Raw genomic sequence first — 22,612 nt, 5'->3', positions numbered from 1 at the left:
GCCCACGCCCGCCCGCCGCCGGTCCCGCACCCGCCATGCGGTAAAGTGAAACTGTCGCCAGGGCGCGGAACCAGACGGGCGTTCGCGCGGCCCAGGCCCCTGGCAAGCGGAACGGAGGCCCCAGACCCATGCGCTACGCGAGCGTCGTGCTCGACATACCCACGCGCGCGCTCGACGGCGCGTTCGACTACGCCGTGCCGCCCGAGCTCGAGGCCACGGCCGTCGTCGGCGCCACGGTGCTCGTGAGCTTCTCGCGACGCCCGGCGGTCGGCTACGTAATCGCCACCTCCGAGGAGCCGCCCGCGGGTCTGGCGCCCGAGAAGATCCAGCCCGTGGCGCAGGTCCTCGCGCCGAGCGCCTTCGACGAGGTGGCCGCAAGCGTCGCCGTCTGGATGGCGCACGAGTACGCCTGCCCGCTGCCGGACGCCGTCCGGCCCTTCCTGGCCCCGGGGCAGAAGGTGCGCGTGCGTCGCGCGGACCCGGACGCCCCCTGGGAGCTCGTCAGCGAGCGCGCGGGCGCCGTGGACGCGCGCTGGGTGGCGCTCACGCCTGCGGCCAACGACTTCAGCCCCGCCAAGAACGCCAGCCGCCAGCGCGCGGTGATCGAGGCCCTGCGCCAGGGCGACATGCGCCTCTCCGAGCTCTCGGCCACCATCCCCGGTGCGTCCTCGACCGTGCGCGCGCTCGAGCGGCGTGGCGTAGTGGCCGTCACCGCCCGCCGGGAGATGCGCGGCGGAGATCGGACCACGCTCTCCTCGGCCGTGGCCCCGCGCCCGGCAACGCTCACCCAGGGCCAGCTCGCCGCGCTCGACGCTATCGAGCGCGCCCGGCGCGCCGCCCGCGGGGACGTGGTGCTCGTGGACGGCGTCACGGGCTCGGGCAAGACGGAGGTCTACCTTGCCGCCATCGAGCGGGCGCTCGCGGACGGCCGCGGCGCGCTCGTGCTGGTGCCGGAGATCTCCCTCACGGCGCAGACCGTGGGGCGCTTCCGCAGCCGCTTCGGCGACGACGTGGCCGTGCTCCACAGCCGCCTCTCCACCGGCGAGCGCTTCGACCAGTGGGACCTCGTCCGGCAGGGGCGCGCCCACGTGGTGGTGGGCGCCCGCTCGGCCCTCTTCGCGCCGCTTGCCAATTGCGGCCTCGTCATCATCGACGAGGAGCACGAGGGCTCCTACAAGCAGGACAAGTCCCCGCGCTACCACGCCCGCGAGGTCGCCGCGCGCCTCGCCGCCGCGCGCGGGGCGGCGCTCGTGCTGGGCTCGGCCACGCCGTCGCTGGAGTCCCTGGAGCGTTGCCGGCAGGGCACCCACGCGGGCGTCCGCTGGGAGCGCGTTGAGATGCCGGAGCGGCCGGGCGGGGCCAACCTGCCGCAGGTCAGCGTCGTGGACATGGCGGAGCAGTTCCGCGGCGGCGGGCGCTCGGTCTTCTCGGCACCCCTTGCCGAGGCCCTGCGCCAGACCGTGGCGCGCGGCGAGAAGGCCGTGCTGCTGCTCAACCGCCGCGGCTTTGCCAGCTTCCTCATGTGCCGCGAGTGCGGCTGCGTGCCCCAGTGCCCGCACTGCTCCACGGCGCTCACCTACCACGAGCGCGGCCACCTGCTCATGTGCCACACCTGCGGGCGCAGCTGGCCGGTCCGCGCCTTCCCGGACCCCTCCACGCGCTGCCCCAACTGCGGCAGCCGCTACCTGGCCGCCTACGGCGTGGGCACCCAGCGCGTGGAGGACGAGCTCCGCGCGCTTCTGCCGGAGGGCGTGGAGGTCGTGCGGATGGACGCGGACACCACGCGCGCCAAGGGCGCCCACCAGCGCCTGCTGGAGCAGTTCGACGCGGCGGAGCGCGCGGTGCTCGTGGGCACCCAGATGATCGCCAAGGGGCTCGACTTCCCCGAGGTCACGCTCGTGGGCGTCATCAACGCGGACACCATGCTCAAGCTGCCGGACTTCCGCGCCGCGGAGCGCACCTACGACCTGCTGGAGCAGGTGGCCGGCCGCGCCGGGCGCGGCGAGCGCCCCGGCCGGGTGATCGTGCAGACCTACTGGGCCACCCACCCGGCCATGCGCGCCGTGGCCACCCACGACCGCACGGCGTTTCTCTCCGCGGAGCTCGCCGAGCGTGCCGAGGCCGGCTACCCGCCGTTCAGCCGGCTTGCCAACGTGGTGGTCTGGGGCCGCAGCCAGGCGGACGTGCGCGCCGTGACCGATGAGCTCGCCGCCGCCGTGCGCGAGCGCGTGGGCGACGCGGCGGGCTGGGAGGTGCTCGGGCCCGCCGACTGCGTGCGCGCCCGTGCGAAGGACCAGCTCCGTCGCCACGTGATGGTCAAGGCCCCGGTGGGCGCGGAGCTGGGCGCGCTGCTCGGCGGGATAGCGGCGTCGCTTCCGCGGCGCCGGGGTATTAACATGGCAGTGGACATTGACGCCTACGACCTCATGTAGGGCCGCAGGCACGACGCCGCGCCGGGCGACGCCCCGCGGCAGGAAGCGACGCCGTGCGGCCCGCGCCCCGCGGCAGAAAAGGGAGAAACCGTGAACGAGCTCAAGCAGATCGTGCTCTCGCCCGACCCGCGCCTCTCTCAGGAGTGCGCGCCCATCGAGGAGATTGACGACGAGGTGCGCGCCCTGGCAAAGCGCATGCTCAAGATCATGTACGCGGCGGACGGCTGCGGCCTCGCCGGCCCGCAGGTGGGCGAGATGCGCCAGATCGTGGTCATCGACGTCGACTACGCGGGCAAGGGGTCCAAGAAGAACCCCTACGTGCTCATCAACCCCGAGGTCATCACCGCGGACGGACCGGAGCACACCGGGTCCGAGGGGTGCCTCTCCTTCCCGGGCGTGAGCGTCACCGTGACCCGTCCGAGCCACGTGGTGGTGCAGGCGCGCAACCTCGACGGCGACCTCATGCAGTACGAGGCCCGCGACAACCTCATGGCCGTCTGCCTGCAGCACGAGATCGACCACGTCCACGGCGTGACGATGTTCGACCACCTCGCGCCGATCGCGCGGGCCCAGGCCGAGCACGACTACCAGGAGGCCCTGGCTGCCGGCGCGCGCCCGGGCGAGACCGAGGTCGCGGAGTAGGGGGTCCTATGGCTGGCGAGAAGAACCTGACGGACGCAGGCGAGAAGAACCCGGCGGCCGCGGCCCCCACGGGCGGCGCCGTGCGGCGGCTGCGCGTCGTCTTCATGGGCACCCCCGACTTTGCGGTGCCCTCGCTCGAGCGCCTGGCCGAGGCCTGCGAGGTGACGCTCGTGCTGACCCGCCCCGACGCGGTGCGCGGCCGCGGCCGCTCGCTCGTGCCCTCGCCGGTCAAGGCCCGCGCGCTCGAGCTGGGCCTTCCGGTGACGGAGTGCTCGAAGATCACGCCTGAGGTGCTCGCGCAGCTCACCGCCGCCACACCGGACGTCATCTGCGTGGCCGCCTTTGGCTGCATCCTGCCCGACGAGGTGCTGACGCTGGCGCCGGCGGGCTGCGTGAACGTGCACGCGTCGCTGCTGCCGCGCTGGCGCGGCGCCGCGCCCATCCAGCGCGCGATCCTTGCCGGGGACGCCGAGACGGGCGTCTCTATCATGCGGATCGGCCACGGGGTGGACACGGGCGCCTACTGCGCCCAGGCCTCGACCCCGGTGGGCCAGAAGGGCGCCGCCGAGCTCACCGCCGAGCTCGCCCGCCTAGGTGCGGACCTGCTGGTGGAGACGCTGCCCGCGGTCGTCGACGGCAGCGCCGCGTGGGTGGAGCAGGACGAGGCACAGGTCACGCACGCCGCCAAGATCAGCAAGGCCGAGCTGCTGCTGGACCCGGCCGATCCCGCCCGTGTCAACGTCCTGCGCGTACAGGCCTCCGGCGACACGGCCCCGGCCCGCTGCGTGGTGGCCGGACGCGGTGTCCGCGTCTGCGCCGTTCGACCCGCGGACGGCGAGAAGGACCTCGCTGCCGGCGCGGTGCTCGCCGCCCACGGGCGGGTGCTCCTGGGCTGCGTGGAGGGGGCGCTCGAGCTCGTGCGCGTGAAGCCGGACGGCAAGCGGGAGATGGACGCCTCCGCCTGGGCAGCCGGCCTGCGTGGCGAGGGCCTGACCTGGGAGCGTGCGTAGTGGCGCGGGCGACGGCGGCGCGCCGGAGGGCGCTGGCGCTGCTGGGGGAGTGCCGCCGGCGCGGCGCGCATGCCCGCGACCTGCTGCGCGCGAGCGACGCGCTCGACGAGCTCTCCGAGCGCGACCGCGGCCTCGTCACGCGCCTCGTGCTGGGCGTCACCGCCGCGGCAGGCGAGCTTGACCGCGTGGTCGACTCCCACCTGCGCCGGGGCGCCCGTCTTGAGCCGCGCGTGCGGGACGCGCTGCGGCTCTCCTCCTTCGAGCTGCTCTACCTGGGACACCGCGCCGACGCGTGCGTGAGCCAGGGCGTGGAGCTCGTGCGCGGCGTGGCGCCGCGTGCGGCCGGCCTTGCCAACGCGGTACTGCGGCGCGTGGCCACAGAGGACGTGCCTGTGCTCGCCGCGGCGCGCACGAGCGTGGAGACGGGTTCGTTTGACGCTGCTGACCTGGCCCGCGTTGGCGCGCTGCCCGAGTGGCTCGCCGAGCGCGCGCTGGCCTCGCTCGGTCCCGCGCGGGCGGCCTCGTGGGCGCTCCGCGCGCTGGAGCCGGCCGGCGCCTGGGTGGTGGCCAACCGTGTGCGGCTGAGCTCGGGCGAGGCGTCCGCGCTGCTGGAAAACGCCGGCTGCGCCCCTGAGCCGGGCCCGCTGCCGGGCTCCTTCCGCCTGGGCACGCCAGCGGCGCTCGCGCCCTCCGGGCTGGTGGAGCGCGCGGACGTGCTGCCGTGCGACCTCGCCGCGCAGGAGGTGGCGCTCGCGTGCGCGCCCGCTCCGGGCGAGCGCGCGCTCGAGGTGGGCTCCGGGCGCGGCACCAAGACGCTGCTGCTCGAGGGGGCCGCCGTGGCGGCGGGCGGCCCGTGTGAGATCGTTGCCGTGGAGGCGGACGCGCGCAGATCCGAGCGCGCCGCCGCGCGCATGGAGGCGGCGGGTGCTGCGGCCCACGTGTGCTGCGTGGCGGCGGACGCCCGCTCGCTGGACGCGACCCTCGGCATCTTTGACCTGGCCTTCGTTGACGCGCCCTGCACCGGAACGGGCACGCTGGCCCGCCACCCGGAGATCGCGTGGTCGCTCGAGCCGGGCGCGCCCGGCGAGCTCGCTGCGCTCCAGCTGGAGCTTCTCTCCAGCGCCGCCTCGCGCGTGGGGGAGGGCGGCAGGCTCGTCTACGCCACCTGCTCCGTGCTCGCCCAAGAGAACGACGACGTGGTCAGGGCGTTTCTCGCCAGCCCGGCCGGGGTCGGGTTCGAGCTTGTGGGGGCCGGCCTCACCGAGGACCGCCCGGACGCGGACACGCACTTCTGCGCGCGCCTGCGGCGCAGGTAGCCCGCCGCGGCACGAGCGGCCTACGCTGTACGGATAGACTCCCGCGGCGAGAGCAGCCCTTTGCGGCGCAGACACCCCCGCGGCGCGGACGGTCCTTCTCGCCGCTCGGGCTACTCCCGCCCGCGCAGGGCCTCGTCCTGGGTAAGCGTGATGAGCTTCTTCTTGAGCTGGCAGATCTTCTGGTCCTGGGCGAACGTGCGCACCAGCAGCACGATGATGCCGCAGCAGAAGACGAAGTTCACCGCCGCGTCAAAGCCCAGCAGGTCGGCCGCCCAGTAGGCGATCTGCGGGAACACGGCGATCACGATGAGCGCCGCCGAGATGAGCAGCCAGAAGATGGAGTCCGTGATCTCGAGCCCGGACTTCCGGATGCGCCGCATCACGAAGAAGAGGATCAGCAGCGAGCAGACAATCAGAGAAACCCTCAGCGCAATGCTCATGACATCACCTGAACCACTGGACGAAGAGGATTGACGTGCACGTGCGCGCCATGTACGAGATTGACCTTGCGAAGTTGAGGTAGCTCTCGCCCGCCTGGCGCTCGCGCATCTCGGCCTGGACCTCGCGGACCTTGGCGCCGTGGCGCATCAGGTAGGCCACGGAGTCCGGCTCGGGGCCAAAGTCGAAGCGGCGCGCAAACTGCTCCATCATCGCGCGGTTGTACAGGCGCAGCCCCGAGGTCGGGTCCCTCACGGTCTGGCCCGTGGTCAGGCGGATGATGGCCTCGATGAGCCGGGACCCCAGCATGCGCATGGAGAGGGGCTTGGGCTTGTCGACGAAGCGCGAGCCGATCACGATGTCCGCGCCGGAGTGCTCCATCTCCGCGACCATGGTGGGGATGTAGGATGGCACGTGCTGGCCGTCCGCGTCAAACTGGAGGGCGGCGTCATAGCCGTGGGCGAGGGCGTACTTCATGCCCGTCTGCACGCCCGCGGTAAGGCCGAGGTTGGTGGGGTGGGTCACGTGGTTGTAGCCGTGCTCGCGGCACACCTGCTCGGTGCCGTCCGAGGAGCCGTCGTTCACCACAAGGTAGTCGCAGCCCGTCTGTGCGGCGAGAAACTCGTCGATCGTGGAGGAGAGGGACTCCTCCTCGTTATAGGCGGGGATGATTGCAAGTACGCGCATGCCGCTCCGATACCGTCGATGCCTCAAACCTGCGCGACAGAGTATAGCCTAAGAGCGCGAGCGTCCCGTGAGCTCGTCCCAGTCCGTGGCGGCGAGCACAGTTCCCACAAGGACGACCAGGCACAGCGCGACGGTGGTGACGCTGGGGACCGTGCCCTGGAGCACAAACCCAAAGACCACGGCCCAGGCCGAGTAGGACACGTTGAGGGCCATCGCCCGCGCGGCGCCGATCCGCGAGATGGCCTTGTAGTAGAGCAGGTAGGAGGCCGCGCCGGCAAGGCCCGAGAGAGCGACTACCCCCGTGGCCGTGCTGGGCGCAGCCGTGGCGGCGAAGGGCCAGGCCCCAAAGAGCGGCAGGACCGCCACGGCGTAGACGAGCGCGGAGGTCGTCTCGCGGATCTGGAGCGCGGTCTCGTTGTCCACGGAGTCGTCACGCATCCCCCACGCGCACAGGACCGCCTCCGAGCCCCAGCCCACCACGGTGAGCGCCGCGCCCAGGAGGCCCACCGCGACGTTGCCGACCGTGGAGTCTCCCGCCGAGACGGCCCCCATGGCCATGACGCCGAGAAGGGCCGCGAAGAGGGCCACGAGCTGGCCCGCCCGCATGCGCTCCTTGAGCAGCAGGTAGGAGAGAAGCGCCCCGAAGGCGGGGTAGAACGCCGAGATGATCGCCGTGTAGGCGGGGCCGATGTTGTTGATGGCCACCACGTAGCCGGTCATGCCGACGGGGCCGCCGAGCAGCGCCCCGCAGGCGACGACCAGGCCGCTTCTGGTCCTGAGGGCCCGGAGCGTGTCGCCGAGGCGCCCGCGCGCGAGCATGTAGATGAAGATCCACGCCGCGCAGAAGGCGTCGTGCAGAAACGAGCTCACGATCGACGCGAAGGCGGCCGCCTCGGGGCCTCCCAGGTAGGGGGCAAGGCCGAGCGCGATTCCCAGGACAACGGTGTCCAGGCCCCACAGGACGCCGCTCATCACGCCAAAGTGCACCCTATGCCTCCTCGTAGAGCGAGAGGGCCTGGTCAAGGTAGGTGCTCGCGCCGTTGAAGTAGATGTAGAGCCACTCGCCCACGTTGTCCCCCTCGGCCTCCTTGAGGAGCGCCCAGAGGTACCAGCACCACCCGGCAAGGACCACGTGCGCAAGGTTGTGGCGCCACTCGGCCTCGGTCGGCTCCCGGTCAAAGTAGGCGGCCAGCGCGGCGCGCATCTCGCCCTCGTCAAGCTGGTCGCAGACGGCGAAGGTGCCAAAGTCGTTGGCGTAGTCGCCCATGCCGGCGTACTCCCAGTCGATGAGGTAGTACTTGTCGTCTTTGTCCACGAGGAAGTTGAGGGTGAAGAAGTCATTGTGGCACAGGCAGGTGGGCGCGCCGTCGTCCTTCACGTGGCCTGCGAGCCGCGCGACCTTCTCGGCCATCTCCTCGTACCCCGGGATGTCTATGGGTCCGCGCCTGCGCAGGAGAGACGCGTAGCGCTGCGCCTCCTCAAAGAAGTCGAAGCTGCTCCCCACGGTGGCGCCGCTCCTGTGGACGCTGCGCGCCATCTGCATGATGCGCGCCGCCTGGGACGGGTCGTGCGGGTTGGGCTGGCGGCTGTCCGGGACAAAGCGGGAGATTTTCCAGCCGCGCTCGGGGTCCTCGTAGACGAAGGTGTCGTCCACGCCGAGCGAGCGGGCTACCTCAAGGGCTGCCACCTCCGCCCTGCGGTTGACGAGCAGCTCGGTCCCGATGCCCGGGTGGCGGTACACCCACTCGCCCTCGTCCGTGGCGAAGTGGCACGAGAGGTTGGTGATGCCCTGCTTGAGCGGGTAGAAGTCCCGGACCTCCTCGCGGCGGCAGCCGAGCACGCCCACGATGTTGTCAAAGATCGTCGAGTCCACGTTTGAGATGAACTCCGGGTCGAAGCTCTCGAGCTCCGCCAGGGAGTCGAACTCGTGGATGACGCCCTCGGGGTAGCGGCGGATCTCCATGTCGAGCGTCTTGAGGTTGTCGGCGTAGATGGACTCCCAGAGCTTGTCCGAGGAGCCTGGCCGCCTGAGCGCGTCGCCGAGCAGCGGGACGAAGCGGCTGGAGAACTCGTGGTCAAAGTAGACCTGACCGAGCATGACCCAGGAGTCGTGGCCGCCCACGCTGACGGAGGTGATGCGGTCCCCGGCGCCGGTGCCGAGGCACCACTCATTGGTGGGGCCGCTCACGTACTCGGAGGCGTAGTAGGACTTGTAGACGTAGCGCTCGAACGGGTTGACGGTGAAGTAGTCGTCCGAGGAGCAGACGTAGGTGTTGTCGAGCTGGTTTCTGGCCAGCCAGAGCGTCCAGCTGTTGTTCTTCTCGGCGTACTCGTCGTTCACGAGGATCTTGACGCCGTACTTGGCGGCCAGGTAGAAGAAGTACTCCTTCTTGTAGCCAACCACCACGGTGATGTCGGAGATGCCGCGCTTGAGCAGCTGCTTGATCTGGCGCTCTATGAGGACCTCGCCCTTGACGCGCAGCATGCCCTTGGGGCGCTCGTAGGAGAGCGGGACGAAGCGGCTTGAGAGGCCGGCCGCCATGATAACCGCGTTGCGCACGCGGTAGGGCTCGAGCGCGTCCACGCCCTTCTCCGTGATGCGCCCGTCCTCGAGCATCCCGCTCCCGCGGCAGGCCTTCACCGTGGAGTTGACGGTGCCCAGGGAGAGGCCCGTCTCGTCGGCGAGCGTGCGCTGCGTGAGCCGCTCGCCCGTGTTGGACAGGGCCTGGAGAACCTTGAACTCGTTCTTGGTGAGTGACATCTTTGCCGTGCCTTACGGATACATAATGCTTTCCTTACATTAAATGAATGTAGGGACTTTCAAGCTAATTTTCAAGTTTTTGAGAATAATCTCAAGTTATGAACATGGGCGCCGGGGAGGTGGCGTAAGTGAGTCGGGTTGCTGCCCCTAGGTAAAACAGAGCAATGCGGGAGTTATGCGCTGTGGGCGAAGCCGAGAGACGAAAGCGTCTGGTGGAGACGGGATCGGTTGAGCACGAGATAGGTACCGTAGAGTACCACTGAAATGATCCAAGAAGCCATGTAACCGAGCAGGTACGCTGAGACGGAGAAGAGGGTGGAAATGAGAATGACCCCCCAAGCCAGCTGAGAGGCGCGTACACCAAGCATTTTTGCCACGTAGTGCTCGGAATAGAGACAGCGAACCATTACGGCGACCACGGTGCCACCGAGGATGAACTCGATGGAGTGTAGCGCATAGGTTCCGACGAGTGAGAAGGCTGCCCCAACGGCGAGAGTGGCCACGTTTATCTTGAGCAGGCGGCGCTCCTCACGCTGCACCTTGAGGAAGGTCATGCCGACAAGGTCCATCTTGCCGTCAAAGACGCAGAGTGGTAGCAGGATGGAGAAGAGATGAAAACTCGTCTCGTACTGAGGAAGCCAGAGCGAGAGCAGGAAGGCCCCGGGAGAGTAGAGGAGATAGACGACGGGCAGGAGAAAATCAAGGCAGTCTCTCACCAGTTCGAAGCAGCGCGCGAGCGCCTCCTCGCCTACTTGGCGCAGGGTGGGGAAGAGTACCATGCTCGCCTGAGAGACGCAGGTAAGTACCAAGGTCGTCATCGAAACTGAGAGGGAAACAATGCTGAACTGCTCGATTCCCCAGTTGAGATCGATGAGAAAGCGCATGACGCCAAGAATGAGCGAGCTTGCTAACGTCGCAAACATGAGCTTTGATCCTGCCCTGATGCTTCTGGTCAGGCGTGGAAGCGACTTGCCGAGTGGCAGCAGGGGAGCGGAGAGAAAGTCCCGTGTGACTACCATGCAGTAGATGAGCGATATGAGTCTCGAGAGGGCATAGAAGACGATGTAGACGCGATAGTCAGGTACCCGCATGGCAATGAGGACCACCAATGGAACGATGAACGTGGCGCTGTTGATGGCGACTGACATGGAGGACTTGCGCGTCTCGTTTATCGCCTGGAGAAGGTAGCTGAAGTAGTTTGCGGCGTTGTTAAGAACAAAGAACACAGCCGTAGAGAAGAGCACAAAGGAGCGGTCAGCGCCAAATGCATCGCTTGCTGCAAGGAGGCAGATGAGAAGTGCGATGGCCAGCTGGTATGACATACCCAGAAGGAACTGGGACTTTATCGACCTCTTGTTGATGGTGTCTCGTGAGCGGCCGCCCTCTATGAGGTAGACGCCGTCACCCACGCCGAGACTGAAGACCATGCCGTAACTTGTGTAGAAGACGAAGAGCTGCCAATAGCCAAACTCCTCGACGCCGAGAATCTTGGGGACGAGAAGCGAGGTGAGAACCCCGCTGAATATATTGAGCATCTGTGCCGCAAGGGCGATGGAAAAGTTGGCGATAAGCCCTCGTGGTTTCATGCGATCCTTTCCGAAAAGGCATTCGACACCTGCGAGACGGACTGCCTCGGCAAGAGCTTACTGTAGCGCGGTACCTTTTCGCCCAGCGGGGTTCTACCGAAACGCTATGAAATAAACGCCTTAATGTTAGCTTGGTGTAAGCTAGCATAGGAACCAGCCGTCCCCTTGAGTCCGGAGCACGCACATGAGACGCATTCCCGTCGAGGACATACACCCCCTCCTGCTTGGCATTCTTGAGGCGTTTTCCTCCTATTGCGCAGAGTGGGGGCTCAGCTACTTTCTTGACTACGGTACGCTTCTCGGAGCCGTCCGCCACCATGGTTTCATTCCCTGGGATGACGACGTGGACGTTTCGATGATGCGTGACGACTACGAGCGGCTCGTCGCCCTTGCCCACAAGGACCCCTACATTGACGCAGACCGGCGCTACCGGATTCTGCTTCCCATGGAGCTGCCTAATTTTTATCCCTTTATCAAGGTGGTCGACGAGCGCACCCTCGCTTACGAGCGAAACATCAGGCGGGAGTACGGCCTTGGCGTCTGGCTCGACGTATTTTGCATGAGCTACTGTCCTCCTGATGATCGTGAGACGGCAAGGCTCTTCTCGCGGCACAACCGTCTCAAGCAGATGAACAAGATGCTGGTCTGCGGCGACATTGTTGACGAGGGCTACAAGAAGGTCTACCCGGTTGCTCGCTTGGGAGCGGCGGTTCTCAGGGTTTTTGGTTTTACCACGGAACGTTGCATGGGGGAGATTCTCGACATGCTTGAGGGCATGCCGCGTGTAGGTAAGAGAATTGCTCAGCTATCGTGGCCAGATAACATGGAAAAGGACAGCTATCCCGCTGAATGGTGGAACAAGACGGAGCAGGTCGAGTTTGAGGGCAGGCTCTTCTCTGCCCCAGCGATGTACCACGAGATACTAATGCAGCACTATGGGGACTACATGGCGCTTCCTCCGGAAAGTGAGCGAGTCAGGCACGGGTTTGAGGCGTACTACTTAGAGGGGTAGCTCGTCTCCGGGACCCTACCACTTGATTTCGATACCGGTCAGGCGCGTGAGCCCCTCGTAAGCCCCAAGCGCGACATCAAGAAGGCCCAGGCGGTAGCAGGCATAGGCGAGATAGGTCGTGAGCAGCTGCCTGTGGAGCCATACGTAGCCGAGGGACATGAAGGGAGAGCCCTTCAGGAGGGGAAAGCTCCCCGCGAGGGCGTCGTCGACCTCTCGTGCGGCTTGCCTGCGCTCGGACGATGCCATGCGCGTCGTGGCAGACACCCTGAGGTGGATGAAGGCCGCCAGGTCAATGATGGCGGCAAAGCCGTCGTTGACGTTGAGAACATGCTGGCGAAGAAGCCTCCAGCTTTGGATAAGGCCTGGAATCTCGCTGGGTCGCACCGAGCTCATGGCTGACTGCTCGGGTGCCTGGTAGTCATAGAGCGGCTCTTCAAGGAACGAGATGCTCCTCATGCTGGGGTAGAGGGAGATGAGCAGCATCGCGTCCTCCATGACGCGTGGGGGCTCATCAAGATGTATTCGGCTGCAGAGAACGTCCTTTCGGATTATTTTGTTCCAGAGCGAGGTGTTGACCGTGGGAAGCCATCCGCTCTGTGCAGAGACGGGAAGCGTGCCGGAAGAGAAGCCCTGCATCTCTATAGATAGGACGTTGCCTTTGGACGAGATGCGTCGAAAGGCACAGACTGTCATGTCCGAGTTATCGTCGAGCGCCCGTCGTGCCATCTTCTCGTACATATCAGGGTGAGGCGTATCATCGGCGTCACAAAAGCCGATGTATCTGCCTCGTGCCAGCTCCATGCCCTTCTCACGCGCTTTGAAAGCTCCCCGGTTGGCGGTATGAACGGGAACGAATCTTTGGTCACGAGCAGCAAAGCGATCGATGGCCTCTCCTGATGCGTCTGAGCTTCCATCGTCGACACATATAAATTCAAGGCCTTCAAACGTCTGCTCGGAGAGCGCCAAAAGCGTCTTTTCCAAGTAGTCTTGTGCGTTGTAGATAGGCACAATAACGCTGATAAGGGGGTCGGAACTCATACTAGAGCTGCTCCTTTGCTCCAAGACACTTGGTGGACGATTTGCTAATGGCATTTAGGGCAAGATGGTACTCCGAAGACGTATGGTGACGCCAACTACTTATTCAGCAAGGGCGGCTATCTCATAGAGAGCGAGTTGCCCCTCAGATAGTATGCACGTAAAGCCAGGTGTTGAGCTGTCGATGCGCAGTCCGTCCCACTCGCCTTCATAATAGGTGGCAAGGGGTGTATAGGTGTCAGTCTTAGCTGATAGCAAGTCTCCAGAATCAAGAACGAGCACGTATCGGGCACCCGTCCTTCGAACAGCATCCAATACTGCGTCATTAGATGCGATTGTACGGAGGCTGGTTCTGATTATCCTGCTTTCGTTGGTCTCCTTGGACGGGCGACATGACTTGTAGTACACGTTCATTCCCTCAGATGCATATGAGAAGACACTACCATCAAATGGAAAATTAATTACGAGAGAGCCGGGCGGTATGCACTCCAGCGCGCGACGTACGAAGTCCCTCTCTGCTTGTGTGTACGGGTTTCCATCAGCAAAGCTGTAGACGCCCTTCACCTGATTCTCAGAGAAGCGGAAAGCGCTTTCTGGCGTGTCTGATAGCGGAGAGGGGTCAAGAGAATAGTTGATGTTGGCGAAGGGAAGGCCAAGGACAAGCGCGAGTGCTCCTGTGATAACAGATGGAATGGCTGGGCGCCGGAAGAGTATGCCGAAGCCACGAGAAATCAGTGAGGCTACCCACTGAAACCCCAAAGCGGAAAGGGGGACCGCCGCAATTGCGAGGAGAGCCGCAGTTCGCTCTGGGTCGTTGTACCAGTACCCAGTGAACAGCTTCCTTGTTTCAAAGTCGAGTGTCAGCCCGCAGACATAGATAAAGGCGACCAGCACATAGGAAAGAGCAATCCACCTATGCCGGCGCTCGCGGAAACAGCGTCCAAAGCCCAGCGCGATAAGCAGTGCGAGAAGATATTGCGGGATACCGACGAAATACCCTGCGTTCAAAACGCTAGCAAGTGTGTCGCCCGGCGCTTGTGCGAACTGCCACACATAGTTTGCAACAGAGGAGAAGAGGGATGTCTGCTGGAGAGCAACCCATACAACGGCTATGAGGGCGCACGCGGAGGCTTGGAGCGCTAAAGCTATGCGTCCCGACTTAAACAATCCAGTTTGTCGTGACGCCCAGTGCGGAATGACGCCGCATATCAAGTATGGTGAGAGTAAAAGCACGCACGAGAAAACCAGGTTAGGATGTGTGACGGCTCCACCCAACGCGGCAAGTAAAAACGAGAAAAGGTGCCTGCCGGAAACGGCTTGATCAGTCCGCCCTGTTGGAAGCGCCGTGATGAAGAGAAGGCAAACTTCCGGAATAAGACAGAATGCGGCAACATTTGGGAAGGGCCCATGCACCGTTAGCATTCGGAGAGGGAAGGCGCTGGAGGCCAGGCAAACGATGCCTGCAATAATGCCCATAGCTCGATATTCTGGAAACAGGCGCATGAGCAGAGCCGAGCATCCGATGGGGAACAGGACAGCAACAAAGACTACGTTGACCGCGTTTTCCGCTATGGGAACAGCCGCTCCGCTAATTAAGCTGCTGAGGGCAGTAACTATGTGCCATCCGTTTGGATAGAACGCAGCGTTGAAAAAGGGAATCTGCTCAGGTGGGAGAGATGCTGGATAGTTTGTTGTGGAGAATATCGAGCAGCTGCCCCCGTTGACCATGCTCGCGATGAGGCCAAGATGAGTAACGTTGTCATCATACTGTACAAACGAATCGAGGCTTTCTGCTGGCTGTAGAAAGATAAAATAAATTGTAGCTAAGGAAAAAAGCGCACAAATGCAAAACGGAAGAAGACAGGTCGGTCGTCCTTGCGACGAGCCTTCTTGGGACCAAGAAGGAGTATGCCGAAAAAGGAGCCTCAGTGAGGTTCCGACAAGCAGGGCAAGTAAAACCGAGACGCATAGAAGTACCGTCAGGCCCGATATGCCGATAATATCGAGGATGACTCCACTGATGACATATAGGCCGATCGAAGCGGCGGGCGCACAGGCAATGACGAGATCGATGGCCAGCTGAAGCTGGCCAAGCACCACCCAGCCGGGAGCTGACACAACAACGAAGCAGGCAAGAGCTGCAAAGCAGAACTGAATGGCCACAGGTCCCCTTATTCCATGTCTTGCTGTGCTGACAGAGAAACGATAACACGGATGCGTGGCGCTGACGTGCCTGGGGGGCTCTGACAAAATCGCTGCATGTAATATACTTCCAAGGATTCAAGGCGGTAGAGGAGCTGTGGTGGGGGAGACTATGTCCACAAAAAGAGAAGGGCGTATCGTGTACTACGACGTCCTCAATGTGGTTGCGTGCTTCGGTGTTGTCGCGATGCATTTCAATGGCCTTGTTCATACGTATTCTCCAACATGGGGCTGGGCTCAGGCGCTTGCGGTGGACTGTCTGTTTTATTGGGCTGTCCCCGTGTTCTTCATGCTCTCCGGCGCAACGCTCATGGACTATCGAGATCGTTATGACACGAAGGAGTTCCTCATTAAGAGGGTAAAGAGGACACTCGTCCCCTTTGTAGTCTGGAGCCTGGTTGTCCTAATATGGAAAGTCAGCCATGGCCTCATGGAGCCCCCGGTTGGCCCAAGATCTCTCATTGACATGGTTCTTAACACGAAGATCATCGACATCTACTGGTTCTTCATCCCGCTTTTTATGGTCTATCTCTCTCTGCCGGTACTCTCGCTGTTGCGCGACAAGAAGCGAATTCTAAGGTACATGGCCCTTGTCGGGGTGGTGCTGAACGTTGCTCTCCCGTTTTTTAGCAAAGTGGTGGGAATCACATGGAACGCCCAGGCGACCTTCCCCGTGCTTGGAGGCTATCTCGTATACGTGCTCATTGGCTATTTGCTCAGGGACGAACGGCTCTCAAAGCGCTCGCGAGCTGCGATTTACCTTCTCGGGATTGCTGGAGTGCTCGTTCGTTATCTACATACGCTCTTTGCTTCGCTCTCTGCGGGAGCCATCGTTGAACTGACGTGGGGCTATACATCCCTACCCTGTCTACTCGAGTCCGTGGCGGTCTTCGTTTTTGCTCGCCAGGTGAGGTGGGAGAGGCTCTTTGGGTCTGATCGAGCAAAGAGCCGTCTCTCTAAGGTTGCTGGGTGCAGCTTTGGAATTTACCTGATTCATATGATTGTCTTCCAGTACGGCCTCTGGCTTACGGGTCTTAACGGTGGCGATGTCGAGTGGCGGCTCATTGGCCCGTTCGTGGCTTATGGCGTCTCGTTCGCCATCATTTGGGTGATGCGCCACGTTCCTGTTCTTAGGACAATAGTTCCGTAGCGAATTCTTTCTATCGGCTACCATGGAGCTGGTCCTGCCGGCCATATACTCTCGGACAAAGAAGGTGCTGTTATGCCGTTTTTCTCCATAGTGATCCCAGCCTACAAGAATGAAGAATTTCTCCCTGGCTGTCTTGACAGCATCCGCTCCCAGTCCTTTGAGGACTGGGAGGCGATTGTTGTCGTTGACGGGAGCCCGGACGATTCTGCACAGGTTGTCCGACGCTATGAGAGGATTGACCCACGCGTCAAGCTCTTGAACAAGGTGAAGAACGAGGGGACGCACCTTGCACGCCTGAGCGGGGTAGACGCTGCCCAGGGGCGCTACATATATCTGCTCGATGCTGATGATACGCTGCCACCTGACGCTCTCGCTCAGTTGAGGAACGTACTGATCGGTGACCCGTCGGTCGACATGCTGCACTTTGGAATTAACGTCGTGGGCGTGGACATCAACGAATCCGAGAGGCGCTCCTTCGAGGATTACATCAATCGTCCGCGTGAGACGCTCGAGGGGGGTCGCATCCTCGCCGCTGCTTGTTCGGCTGACGAGGGATATCTACAAGACTGGCGCGTGACTCAGCGTGTCTACTCGAGCAAGCTGCTCAAGTATGCCTACGGGCTTATGACGAGAGACAGGCTCGGGAGGGCACAGGACGGCTACGAGTATTTTGTTATTGCAAGCGTAGCCCGCCGTCAGCTGACCTGCAACGACATCGTTGCCCTTAACTACTACTACGGCCGTGGAGTCAACGGTGATGCCTGTTTGTCCCCCGAAAAGTTCATTAAGAGCGCGCGGGACTTTCAAGTAACTATTGACGCAATCGGAGCATATGCAGCGAAGAGGAAAGACGGGTCTCTTGATGCGTTGCGAGATGGTTCCGTCGCAAAGCTCATCGATTTGCTCATGAACGATTGGCGCGTGCGTCTGTCGGACAAAGACAAGCTTGACGTCCTTGACGAGCTCTCGGCGATCATCGGTGCTGACGCGCTCTCTACCCAGCTCATGCGCTTCGTAAGGGATGATGCCTATGCCATCTGGTGCTCAGGAGGCAGGTTGGGAGATGTCCCTGTCTCGCTTGAGCAGTGGGTTGCCGCGGCTCATCGCCTACACGAGAGCGCCGGCTCAAGCGACAGCTATGAGGCTATGAGCTCGGAAGCCGAGGGTCACCTGCGCGACATCAGGCGGCGCTCCGAGCGTTGGGCGACCTATGATCGTCAGCCCGTTCGTATCTTCGTCTCTACACACAAGCCCGTTGACCTTTTTGACAGCGACATCTTGCAGCCCGTGCAGGTCGGTGCCTGTTGCTCGTCCGCACCGCTCGACTTTGCCCTCCGTGACGATCTTGGAGACAATATCTCCAGTCTCAACCCTATGTACTGCGAACTTACCACGCAGTATTGGGCATGGAAGAACGTGGACGCAGAGTACTACGGATTTTGCCACTATCGACGCTATTTTGACTTCTCCCCGCAGCGCCATGACGAGAACGCTTGGGGAGAAATCATGGCGGACCGAATCGATTTGGCCGCTCAGCAGGAGTATTTCCTCGACGACGAGAGCATTCGCAAGGCAATCGAGGGCTACGACGTTATAACCACCGAGTTCAAGGATTTGCGCGACTTTCCGGCTGACTATGCAACGCCGTGGGAGCACTACGATTCTGCCCCCCAGTTGCACATCGAGGACCTCGAACTTGCGATGCGTATCCTTGGCGAGATGCACCCTGATTACATTCAGGATGCCGATGACTTTCTCTTGGGCAACGAGAGCTGCTTCTGCAACATGTTCATCATGCGCAAGGCAGTGTTCCAAGATTACTGTTCCTGGCTCTTCCCGATGCTCGACCGCTTCATGGCCGAGTCGGACATGTCCCATTACAGCCGCGAAGCGAGAAGAACGCCGGGGCACCTTGCGGAGCGCCTCCTGAACATCTACTACCGCCACAATTTGCGGTTGAACGCTGGCTGGAAAACCAAGCAGGTGCAGTGCGTCCACTTCGAGCATCCCGATCTCGTGTATCCGTTGGAGGCGTTCCACCCGGACAAGCCCCTTCCGGTGATTCCCGTCGTCTTTGCCTCAGATGATGCATACGTCCCCATGCTCACCACGACGATCTACTCGATGCTGAGGAATGCCTCGACGAGGTTCCACTACGATATCGTCGTCTTTGGTGGGGGTATATCGGAGGACAGACAGCAGACCATGCGCTCGTTCCTTTCCCGTTTCCAAAACGCCGACATACGCTTTGTTGATGCGGCGTCGCAGGTAAAAGACTACGACCTCAGGACGAACAACGAGCACATCAGCATAGAGACTTACTACCGTTTCCTGATACAGGGCGTGCTGTCGTTCTACGACAAAGTGCTTTACCTCGACTCCGACCTCATCGTGGAAGGCGATGTCTCGGAGCTCTTCTCGACTGACCTTGGTGACAACTTGCTGGCAGCTGCGCGTGATGTTGACTACTTGGGCAATCTCAATATCAAGGACGGGAATCGCTTGCGCTACAGTAGGGACGTCCTTGGGATGAGCGATCCCTACGGCTACTTCCAGGCCGGTGTGCTCCTGCTCAACACAAAGGCGTTGAGGGAACTCTGCTCTGTGGAGGACTGGCTCGAGGCAGTTACGGCCTCTGAGTACATCTATGATGATCAGGATGTTCTTAACGCGCGTTGTGAGGGGCGCGTTACTTACCTTGATGCCGCCTGGAATGTCATGACCGATTGTGATGGTCGTGTGGGAAACATCTTCTCTGTTGCGCCGTCTGACATCTATGCGGAGTACCTCTCCGCACGTCGTTCTCCGAAAATTATGCACTATGCCGGCCATGACAAGCCATGGCGGAATACGCACTGCGATGAGGCGGTACGTTACTGGTCGTATGCACGGGAAACTCCATTCTACGAGGAGCTTCTTGAACATCTTTCTAAAATGGGGAGGGAGGATACCGCCCCGGTGGCTATCGTCGAGGCTGTTCCGCCGCGTGCCATCTCGGAGCACAGTCTTCTCAGGCTTGTGATGGACCCACTGCTTCCCCTTGGGTCACGTAGACGAGAGATCCTTAAGTCGCTCGGTCGTGCTGTGCGCGGGAGATAAGAGCGGGCGCCGCCCCTTATCTAGTGATTAGGGGCGGCGCCGAGATCGCTCTGACTACCATTCAGAGATTCATCGCTGATTAGCCTTAGCAAAATTGGGCCTCGTACGCGTTGACGACCTCGTCGACAGGACCGTCCATACGCTGCTTGCCCTTCTCGATCCAGATGGCTCGCTGGCATATGCGCTTAACCTGCTCCATGGAATGAGAGACAAACAGAACGGTCACTCTTCCAGAATCAATAAAACTCTTTATACGATTTTCGCACTTCTGCTGAAAGAACACATCGCCGACAGAAAGGGTCTCGTCAACGATGAGCACGTCGGGTTCGGTGACTGTGGCGATGGCAAAGGCAATGCGGGCAATCATGCCGCTTGAGTAGTTCTTAAGTGGCATCTCCATAAAATCTTTAAGTTCAGCAAAATCAATGATATCACTAAGATGCGCATCAATGAACTCGCGAGAATAGCCAAGAAGTGCCCCATTGAGGTATATGTTCTCCAAGGCGGTAAGCTCCTGGTCGAAGCCTGCGCCAAGTTCGATGAGAGGTGCGATGTTCCCGTGTACAACGATGGAGCCCTCCGAAGGCTCGAGGACGCCGGCTATGCACTTGAGCATTGTGGATTTTCCGGATCCGTTGGTTCCGACCAGCCCTACGACCTCTCCGGGACGAATCTTGAAGCTGACATGGTCGAGAGCGCGGAACTCCTTGAAAAACAGCTCATGCCTCATAATCTTGATGAAGTACTCCTTGAGGTTGTTAAGCTGTTCGCTTGCGATATTAAAAATCATCGAGACGTCGTTAACCTCGATAGCGTATTCTGACTTCTTTTCGGTCATGTTAGGCCTGCCTAGATATAGAGGATAAACTTGTGCTCGGTCTTACGGAAGGCGATGACGCCCACGATGAGCGCTATTAAAGCCCAGGCAAGCGCCAGCAGAATGACTGTTGTACCGGGAGATGTCTGATAGACGATAGCGCAGCGCATCATGTCAAGGTAGTTATACATTGGATTGGCTTTCACAACGGCGATGACAATCCACGGAGCGTTTGAGTTGGTAAGTAGCGACATATCCCAGAAGATGGGCGTAAGGTACGTCCAGGCTGTAAGCAGTACGCTCCAGAGGTGAATCATGTCGCGGAAAAAGACGGCGAGGGCTCCGATAAGCAAGCTTATTCCGATGCAGAACATCATGAGCAGGAGTAGGGCTGGGAGCATCCAGATGAGGTGCCAGGTAGGTGCGACGCGGAAGAACAGCATGACGATAACGACAGCGATAAGGGAGAAGGCAAAGTTCACGACGGCAGAGAGCACCTTTTGAACGGGGAAAACCCAGCGGTCGACCTTCACCTTCTTGAGCAGGGGTGCCGCGTCGATAATAGAGCGCAGGCCTGTGTTGGTCGCATCACTCATAAGCTGGAAGGTGATGTTGCCTACAATCAGGTAAAGCGGGTAGTTCTCCACGCTCGAGCCGCGGAGAAAATATGAAAAAACGAAGCTCATGACGACCATCATGAGAAGCGGGTTGAGCACGCTCCAAAGGACGCCAAGAACAGAGCGGCGATAGCGGAGCTTGAAGTCCTTGGAGACAAGCTGCTGAAGAATGAAGCGATCCTTTGCTAGACGACTGGGTAGATGTGTCGTCCTCTGAGTTGATGTCATAGACGCGTTGTCCAAGGTAGCTCCCGCACGGTCGAGAATAATGACGGTGAAATCCTATCACAGCACGTTGAAGCCCATAGAACGCTCAGAGCAATGCAGGATCTCCTAGTCTCTTTGCCATAGATCGCGGGTATAAACCTTGCCCCGCACGTCGGCGAGGTCGTCATTCCAGCGATTGGCGAGGATGACGTCACTTTGGGACTTAAGTTCATCTAGGCTTACGAGAGGGTGGTCAAGCGCCTCGTCGCCTGTGAGGGTTGGCTCGTAGATGATGACAGGCACGTTAGAGTCAGAAATCAGTCGCACCACATCGAGCATGGCGCTTTGCCGGAAGTTGTCCGAGCCAGATTTCATGACCAAGCGGTAGATGCCCACCATCCGAGGCTTGAGAGCAAGCACACGCTCGGCGACAAAGCGCTTGCGAGTAGCGTTTGACTCTACGATGGCTCGGATGAGATTCTGAGGTACGTCGGCGTAGTTGCTAAGCAGCTGCTTGGAGTCCTTGGGCAGACAGTACCCACCATAGCCGAACGAGGGATTGTTGTACTGATTGCCGATGCGAGGGTCCAGGCTGACGCCTTCGATGATGGCCTGGGTGTCGAGCCCCTTGGACTCGGCATAAGTATCTAGCTCATTGAAGAAGGAAACGCGAAGGGCTAGGTAAGTGTTGGCAAAAAGCTTGATTGCCTCAGCCTCTGTGGAGCCCATAACAAGAGCGGGCACGTGGTCATCTTTAGCGCCGGCGCTTAGCAGCTTGGCGAAACTCCAGGCAATGTCCTTGTCGCCCGGACGGGTTACGCCCACTACTATGCGGGAAGGGTGTAGGTTGTCTTCGAGGGCGTGTCCTTCTCGAAGAAATTCTGGCGAGAAAAGGATGCGCAGCATGGGGTAGCCTTGTGCGATGCGGTCCGTATAGCCTACTGGCACGGTGGACTTGATGACAACGGTGGGCTTGCCGTCAGAGGAGGCGACAAGGTCAAGGACGCTCTCAATGCTGCTTGTGTCAAAGGAGTGGGTCTCATCGTCATAGTTGGTGGGTGTGGCGATAATCACGAGGTCGGCCCTCGCATAGGCGGTCTGAGCCTCTCCGGTAGCGTGGAGGCTCTGTGGATGACTGGCAAGATATCGCTCGATAAGCGGGTCTGCGATGGGAGAAATCCCGGCATTGATTCTCTCGATGCGGCTGGCATCGATGTCTACGGCTGACACCTCATTGTGCTGTGACAGCAGGCAAGCGAGCGACAAGCCGACATACCCGAGTCCTGCGATAGCGATGTGCATGAGCTCTCCTTGAGTCCTCGTTGATGATGCAAACATTATATCGGTCATGCATCTAGAGATTCGGGAAGGTGACACATCTTGACGACGGCGCCGGCCTTGCCGTTCGCAAGCGTGAAAATAGGATTCAGCGTGCAATTCTGCGGGCGGGGCCATGTTGTCCGTGTCCCCTGCTCTCACGATTGAAATGGGTGCCTACTCTCGTCTACAGTATCGAAATTTGCCCGACTGTCGGTGAAGGTGCCATGTTTGGATGCTTCTTCCTTCCCGCGAGGTCCCCCAGTGGGTTACAGTTCTCCTGT

Annotated in this window: 17 protein-coding genes; 7 read left to right on the top strand and 10 right to left on the bottom strand. The window is 61.5% G+C overall.

Annotated elements, in window-relative coordinates:
• Nucleotides 1-128 precede the first annotated feature (128 nt).
• From priA to H9X80_RS04585, 4 genes are all read left to right on the top strand, one after another.
• Nucleotides 129-2,432 (top strand): replication restart helicase PriA, encoded by a 2,304-nt coding sequence (priA, locus tag H9X80_RS04600; protein WP_204793168.1) that lies wholly within the window; start codon nucleotides 129-131, stop codon nucleotides 2,430-2,432.
• A 90-nt stretch (nucleotides 2,433-2,522) separates the two neighbouring features.
• A complete protein-coding gene (gene def, locus H9X80_RS04595; RefSeq protein WP_204793167.1) occupies nucleotides 2,523-3,074 on the top strand; it encodes a peptide deformylase in 552 nt (183 codons plus the stop codon).
• A gap of 89 nt (nucleotides 3,075-3,163) precedes the next feature.
• Nucleotides 3,164-4,084 carry a methionyl-tRNA formyltransferase gene (fmt, locus tag H9X80_RS04590; RefSeq protein WP_204793172.1) on the top strand — a complete coding sequence of 307 codons (921 nt, stop codon included), beginning with the start codon at nucleotides 3,164-3,166 and terminating at the stop codon, nucleotides 4,082-4,084.
• Nucleotides 4,084-5,400 (top strand): transcription antitermination factor NusB, encoded by a 1,317-nt coding sequence (locus H9X80_RS04585; RefSeq protein ID WP_204793166.1) that lies wholly within the window; start codon nucleotides 4,084-4,086, stop codon nucleotides 5,398-5,400. Before fmt ends, H9X80_RS04585 begins: the two co-directional genes overlap by 1 nt.
• 110 nt (nucleotides 5,401-5,510) lie before the next feature.
• Here the strand turns inward: H9X80_RS04585 and H9X80_RS04580 are convergent, their stop codons facing one another.
• From H9X80_RS04580 to H9X80_RS04560, 5 genes are all read right to left on the bottom strand, one after another.
• On the bottom strand, nucleotides 5,511-5,840 hold the full coding sequence (locus tag H9X80_RS04580) for a DUF2304 domain-containing protein (protein ID WP_204793165.1): 330 nt from the start codon (nucleotides 5,838-5,840) through the stop codon (nucleotides 5,511-5,513).
• Nucleotides 5,841-5,844: 4 nt separating this feature from the next.
• Nucleotides 5,845-6,525 carry a glycosyltransferase family 2 protein gene (locus tag H9X80_RS04575; protein ID WP_204793164.1) on the bottom strand — a complete coding sequence of 227 codons (681 nt, stop codon included), beginning with the start codon at nucleotides 6,523-6,525 and terminating at the stop codon, nucleotides 5,845-5,847.
• Between the two features lie 48 nt (nucleotides 6,526-6,573).
• Entirely contained in the window at nucleotides 6,574-7,512 is a 939-nt protein-coding gene (locus H9X80_RS04570) for an EamA family transporter (RefSeq protein ID WP_204793163.1), read from the bottom strand.
• Between the two features lies 1 nt (nucleotide 7,513).
• Entirely contained in the window at nucleotides 7,514-9,286 is a 1,773-nt protein-coding gene (locus H9X80_RS04565) for a phosphotransferase (RefSeq protein WP_204793162.1), read from the bottom strand.
• A 173-nt stretch (nucleotides 9,287-9,459) separates the two neighbouring features.
• Nucleotides 9,460-10,872 (bottom strand): hypothetical protein, encoded by a 1,413-nt coding sequence (locus tag H9X80_RS04560; protein WP_204793161.1) that lies wholly within the window; start codon nucleotides 10,870-10,872, stop codon nucleotides 9,460-9,462.
• A gap of 184 nt (nucleotides 10,873-11,056) precedes the next feature.
• Between H9X80_RS04560 and H9X80_RS04555 the strand changes: the two genes are divergently transcribed.
• Nucleotides 11,057-11,884 (top strand): LicD family protein, encoded by an 828-nt coding sequence (locus H9X80_RS04555; protein ID WP_204793160.1) that lies wholly within the window; start codon nucleotides 11,057-11,059, stop codon nucleotides 11,882-11,884.
• Nucleotides 11,885-11,899: 15 nt separating this feature from the next.
• Here the strand turns inward: H9X80_RS04555 and H9X80_RS04550 are convergent, their stop codons facing one another.
• Complete coding sequence (locus H9X80_RS04550; RefSeq protein WP_204793159.1) at nucleotides 11,900-12,922, bottom strand: glycosyltransferase family 2 protein; 1,023 nt, start codon at nucleotides 12,920-12,922, stop codon at nucleotides 11,900-11,902.
• A 99-nt stretch (nucleotides 12,923-13,021) separates the two neighbouring features.
• Nucleotides 13,022-15,082 carry a DUF6541 family protein gene (locus H9X80_RS04545; RefSeq protein ID WP_204793158.1) on the bottom strand — a complete coding sequence of 687 codons (2,061 nt, stop codon included), beginning with the start codon at nucleotides 15,080-15,082 and terminating at the stop codon, nucleotides 13,022-13,024.
• A gap of 178 nt (nucleotides 15,083-15,260) precedes the next feature.
• Here H9X80_RS04545 and H9X80_RS04540 point away from each other — a divergent pair, with 178 nt between their 5' ends.
• Entirely contained in the window at nucleotides 15,261-16,271 is a 1,011-nt protein-coding gene (locus H9X80_RS04540; RefSeq protein ID WP_204793157.1) for an acyltransferase family protein, read from the top strand.
• 72 nt (nucleotides 16,272-16,343) lie between these two features.
• Nucleotides 16,344-19,370 carry a DUF4422 domain-containing protein gene (locus H9X80_RS04535; RefSeq protein ID WP_204793156.1) on the top strand — a complete coding sequence of 1,009 codons (3,027 nt, stop codon included), beginning with the start codon at nucleotides 16,344-16,346 and terminating at the stop codon, nucleotides 19,368-19,370.
• Nucleotides 19,371-19,455: 85 nt separating this feature from the next.
• On the opposite strand, the gene H9X80_RS04530 is transcribed toward H9X80_RS04535, so the two are convergent.
• The 3 genes from H9X80_RS04530 to H9X80_RS04520 all read right to left on the bottom strand — a co-directional run bounded on the left by H9X80_RS04530 (nucleotide 19,456) and on the right by H9X80_RS04520 (nucleotide 22,313).
• A complete protein-coding gene (locus tag H9X80_RS04530) occupies nucleotides 19,456-20,208 on the bottom strand; it encodes an ABC transporter ATP-binding protein (RefSeq protein WP_204793155.1) in 753 nt (250 codons plus the stop codon).
• An 11-nt stretch (nucleotides 20,209-20,219) separates the two neighbouring features.
• Nucleotides 20,220-21,047 carry an ABC transporter permease gene (locus H9X80_RS04525; protein ID WP_239471614.1) on the bottom strand — a complete coding sequence of 276 codons (828 nt, stop codon included), beginning with the start codon at nucleotides 21,045-21,047 and terminating at the stop codon, nucleotides 20,220-20,222.
• A 90-nt stretch (nucleotides 21,048-21,137) separates the two neighbouring features.
• Nucleotides 21,138-22,313 (bottom strand): nucleotide sugar dehydrogenase, encoded by a 1,176-nt coding sequence (locus tag H9X80_RS04520; RefSeq protein ID WP_204793154.1) that lies wholly within the window; start codon nucleotides 22,311-22,313, stop codon nucleotides 21,138-21,140.
• Nucleotides 22,314-22,612 lie beyond the last annotated feature (299 nt).

This window comes from Olsenella profusa (assembly GCF_016900315.1).
Classification (GTDB): domain Bacteria; phylum Actinomycetota; class Coriobacteriia; order Coriobacteriales; family Atopobiaceae; genus Thermophilibacter; species Thermophilibacter profusus_A.
The sequence above is the reverse complement of the archived record's forward strand: the minus strand, read 5'-3'. Positions and strand labels throughout refer to the sequence as shown.

Bases quoted from the DNA above. Each gene is read 5' to 3' on its own strand.
- priA (WP_204793168.1), top strand. From the start codon at position 129: ATGCGCTACGCGAGCGTCGTGCTCGACATACCCACGCGCGCGCTCGAC.
- H9X80_RS04580 (WP_204793165.1), bottom strand. From the start codon at position 5,840: ATGAGCATTGCGCTGAGGGTTTCTCTGATTGTCTGCTCGCTGCTGATC.
- H9X80_RS04575 (WP_204793164.1), bottom strand. From the start codon at position 6,525: ATGCGCGTACTTGCAATCATCCCCGCCTATAACGAGGAGGAGTCCCTC.
- H9X80_RS04565 (WP_204793162.1), bottom strand. From the start codon at position 9,286: ATGTCACTCACCAAGAACGAGTTCAAGGTTCTCCAGGCCCTGTCCAAC.
- H9X80_RS04560 (WP_204793161.1), bottom strand. From the start codon at position 10,872: ATGAAACCACGAGGGCTTATCGCCAACTTTTCCATCGCCCTTGCGGCA.
- H9X80_RS04555 (WP_204793160.1), top strand. From the start codon at position 11,057: ATGAGACGCATTCCCGTCGAGGACATACACCCCCTCCTGCTTGGCATT.
- H9X80_RS04550 (WP_204793159.1), bottom strand. From the start codon at position 12,922: ATGAGTTCCGACCCCCTTATCAGCGTTATTGTGCCTATCTACAACGCA.
- H9X80_RS04535 (WP_204793156.1), top strand. From the start codon at position 16,344: ATGCCGTTTTTCTCCATAGTGATCCCAGCCTACAAGAATGAAGAATTT.
- H9X80_RS04530 (WP_204793155.1), bottom strand. From the start codon at position 20,208: ATGACCGAAAAGAAGTCAGAATACGCTATCGAGGTTAACGACGTCTCG.
- H9X80_RS04520 (WP_204793154.1), bottom strand. From the start codon at position 22,313: ATGCACATCGCTATCGCAGGACTCGGGTATGTCGGCTTGTCGCTCGCT.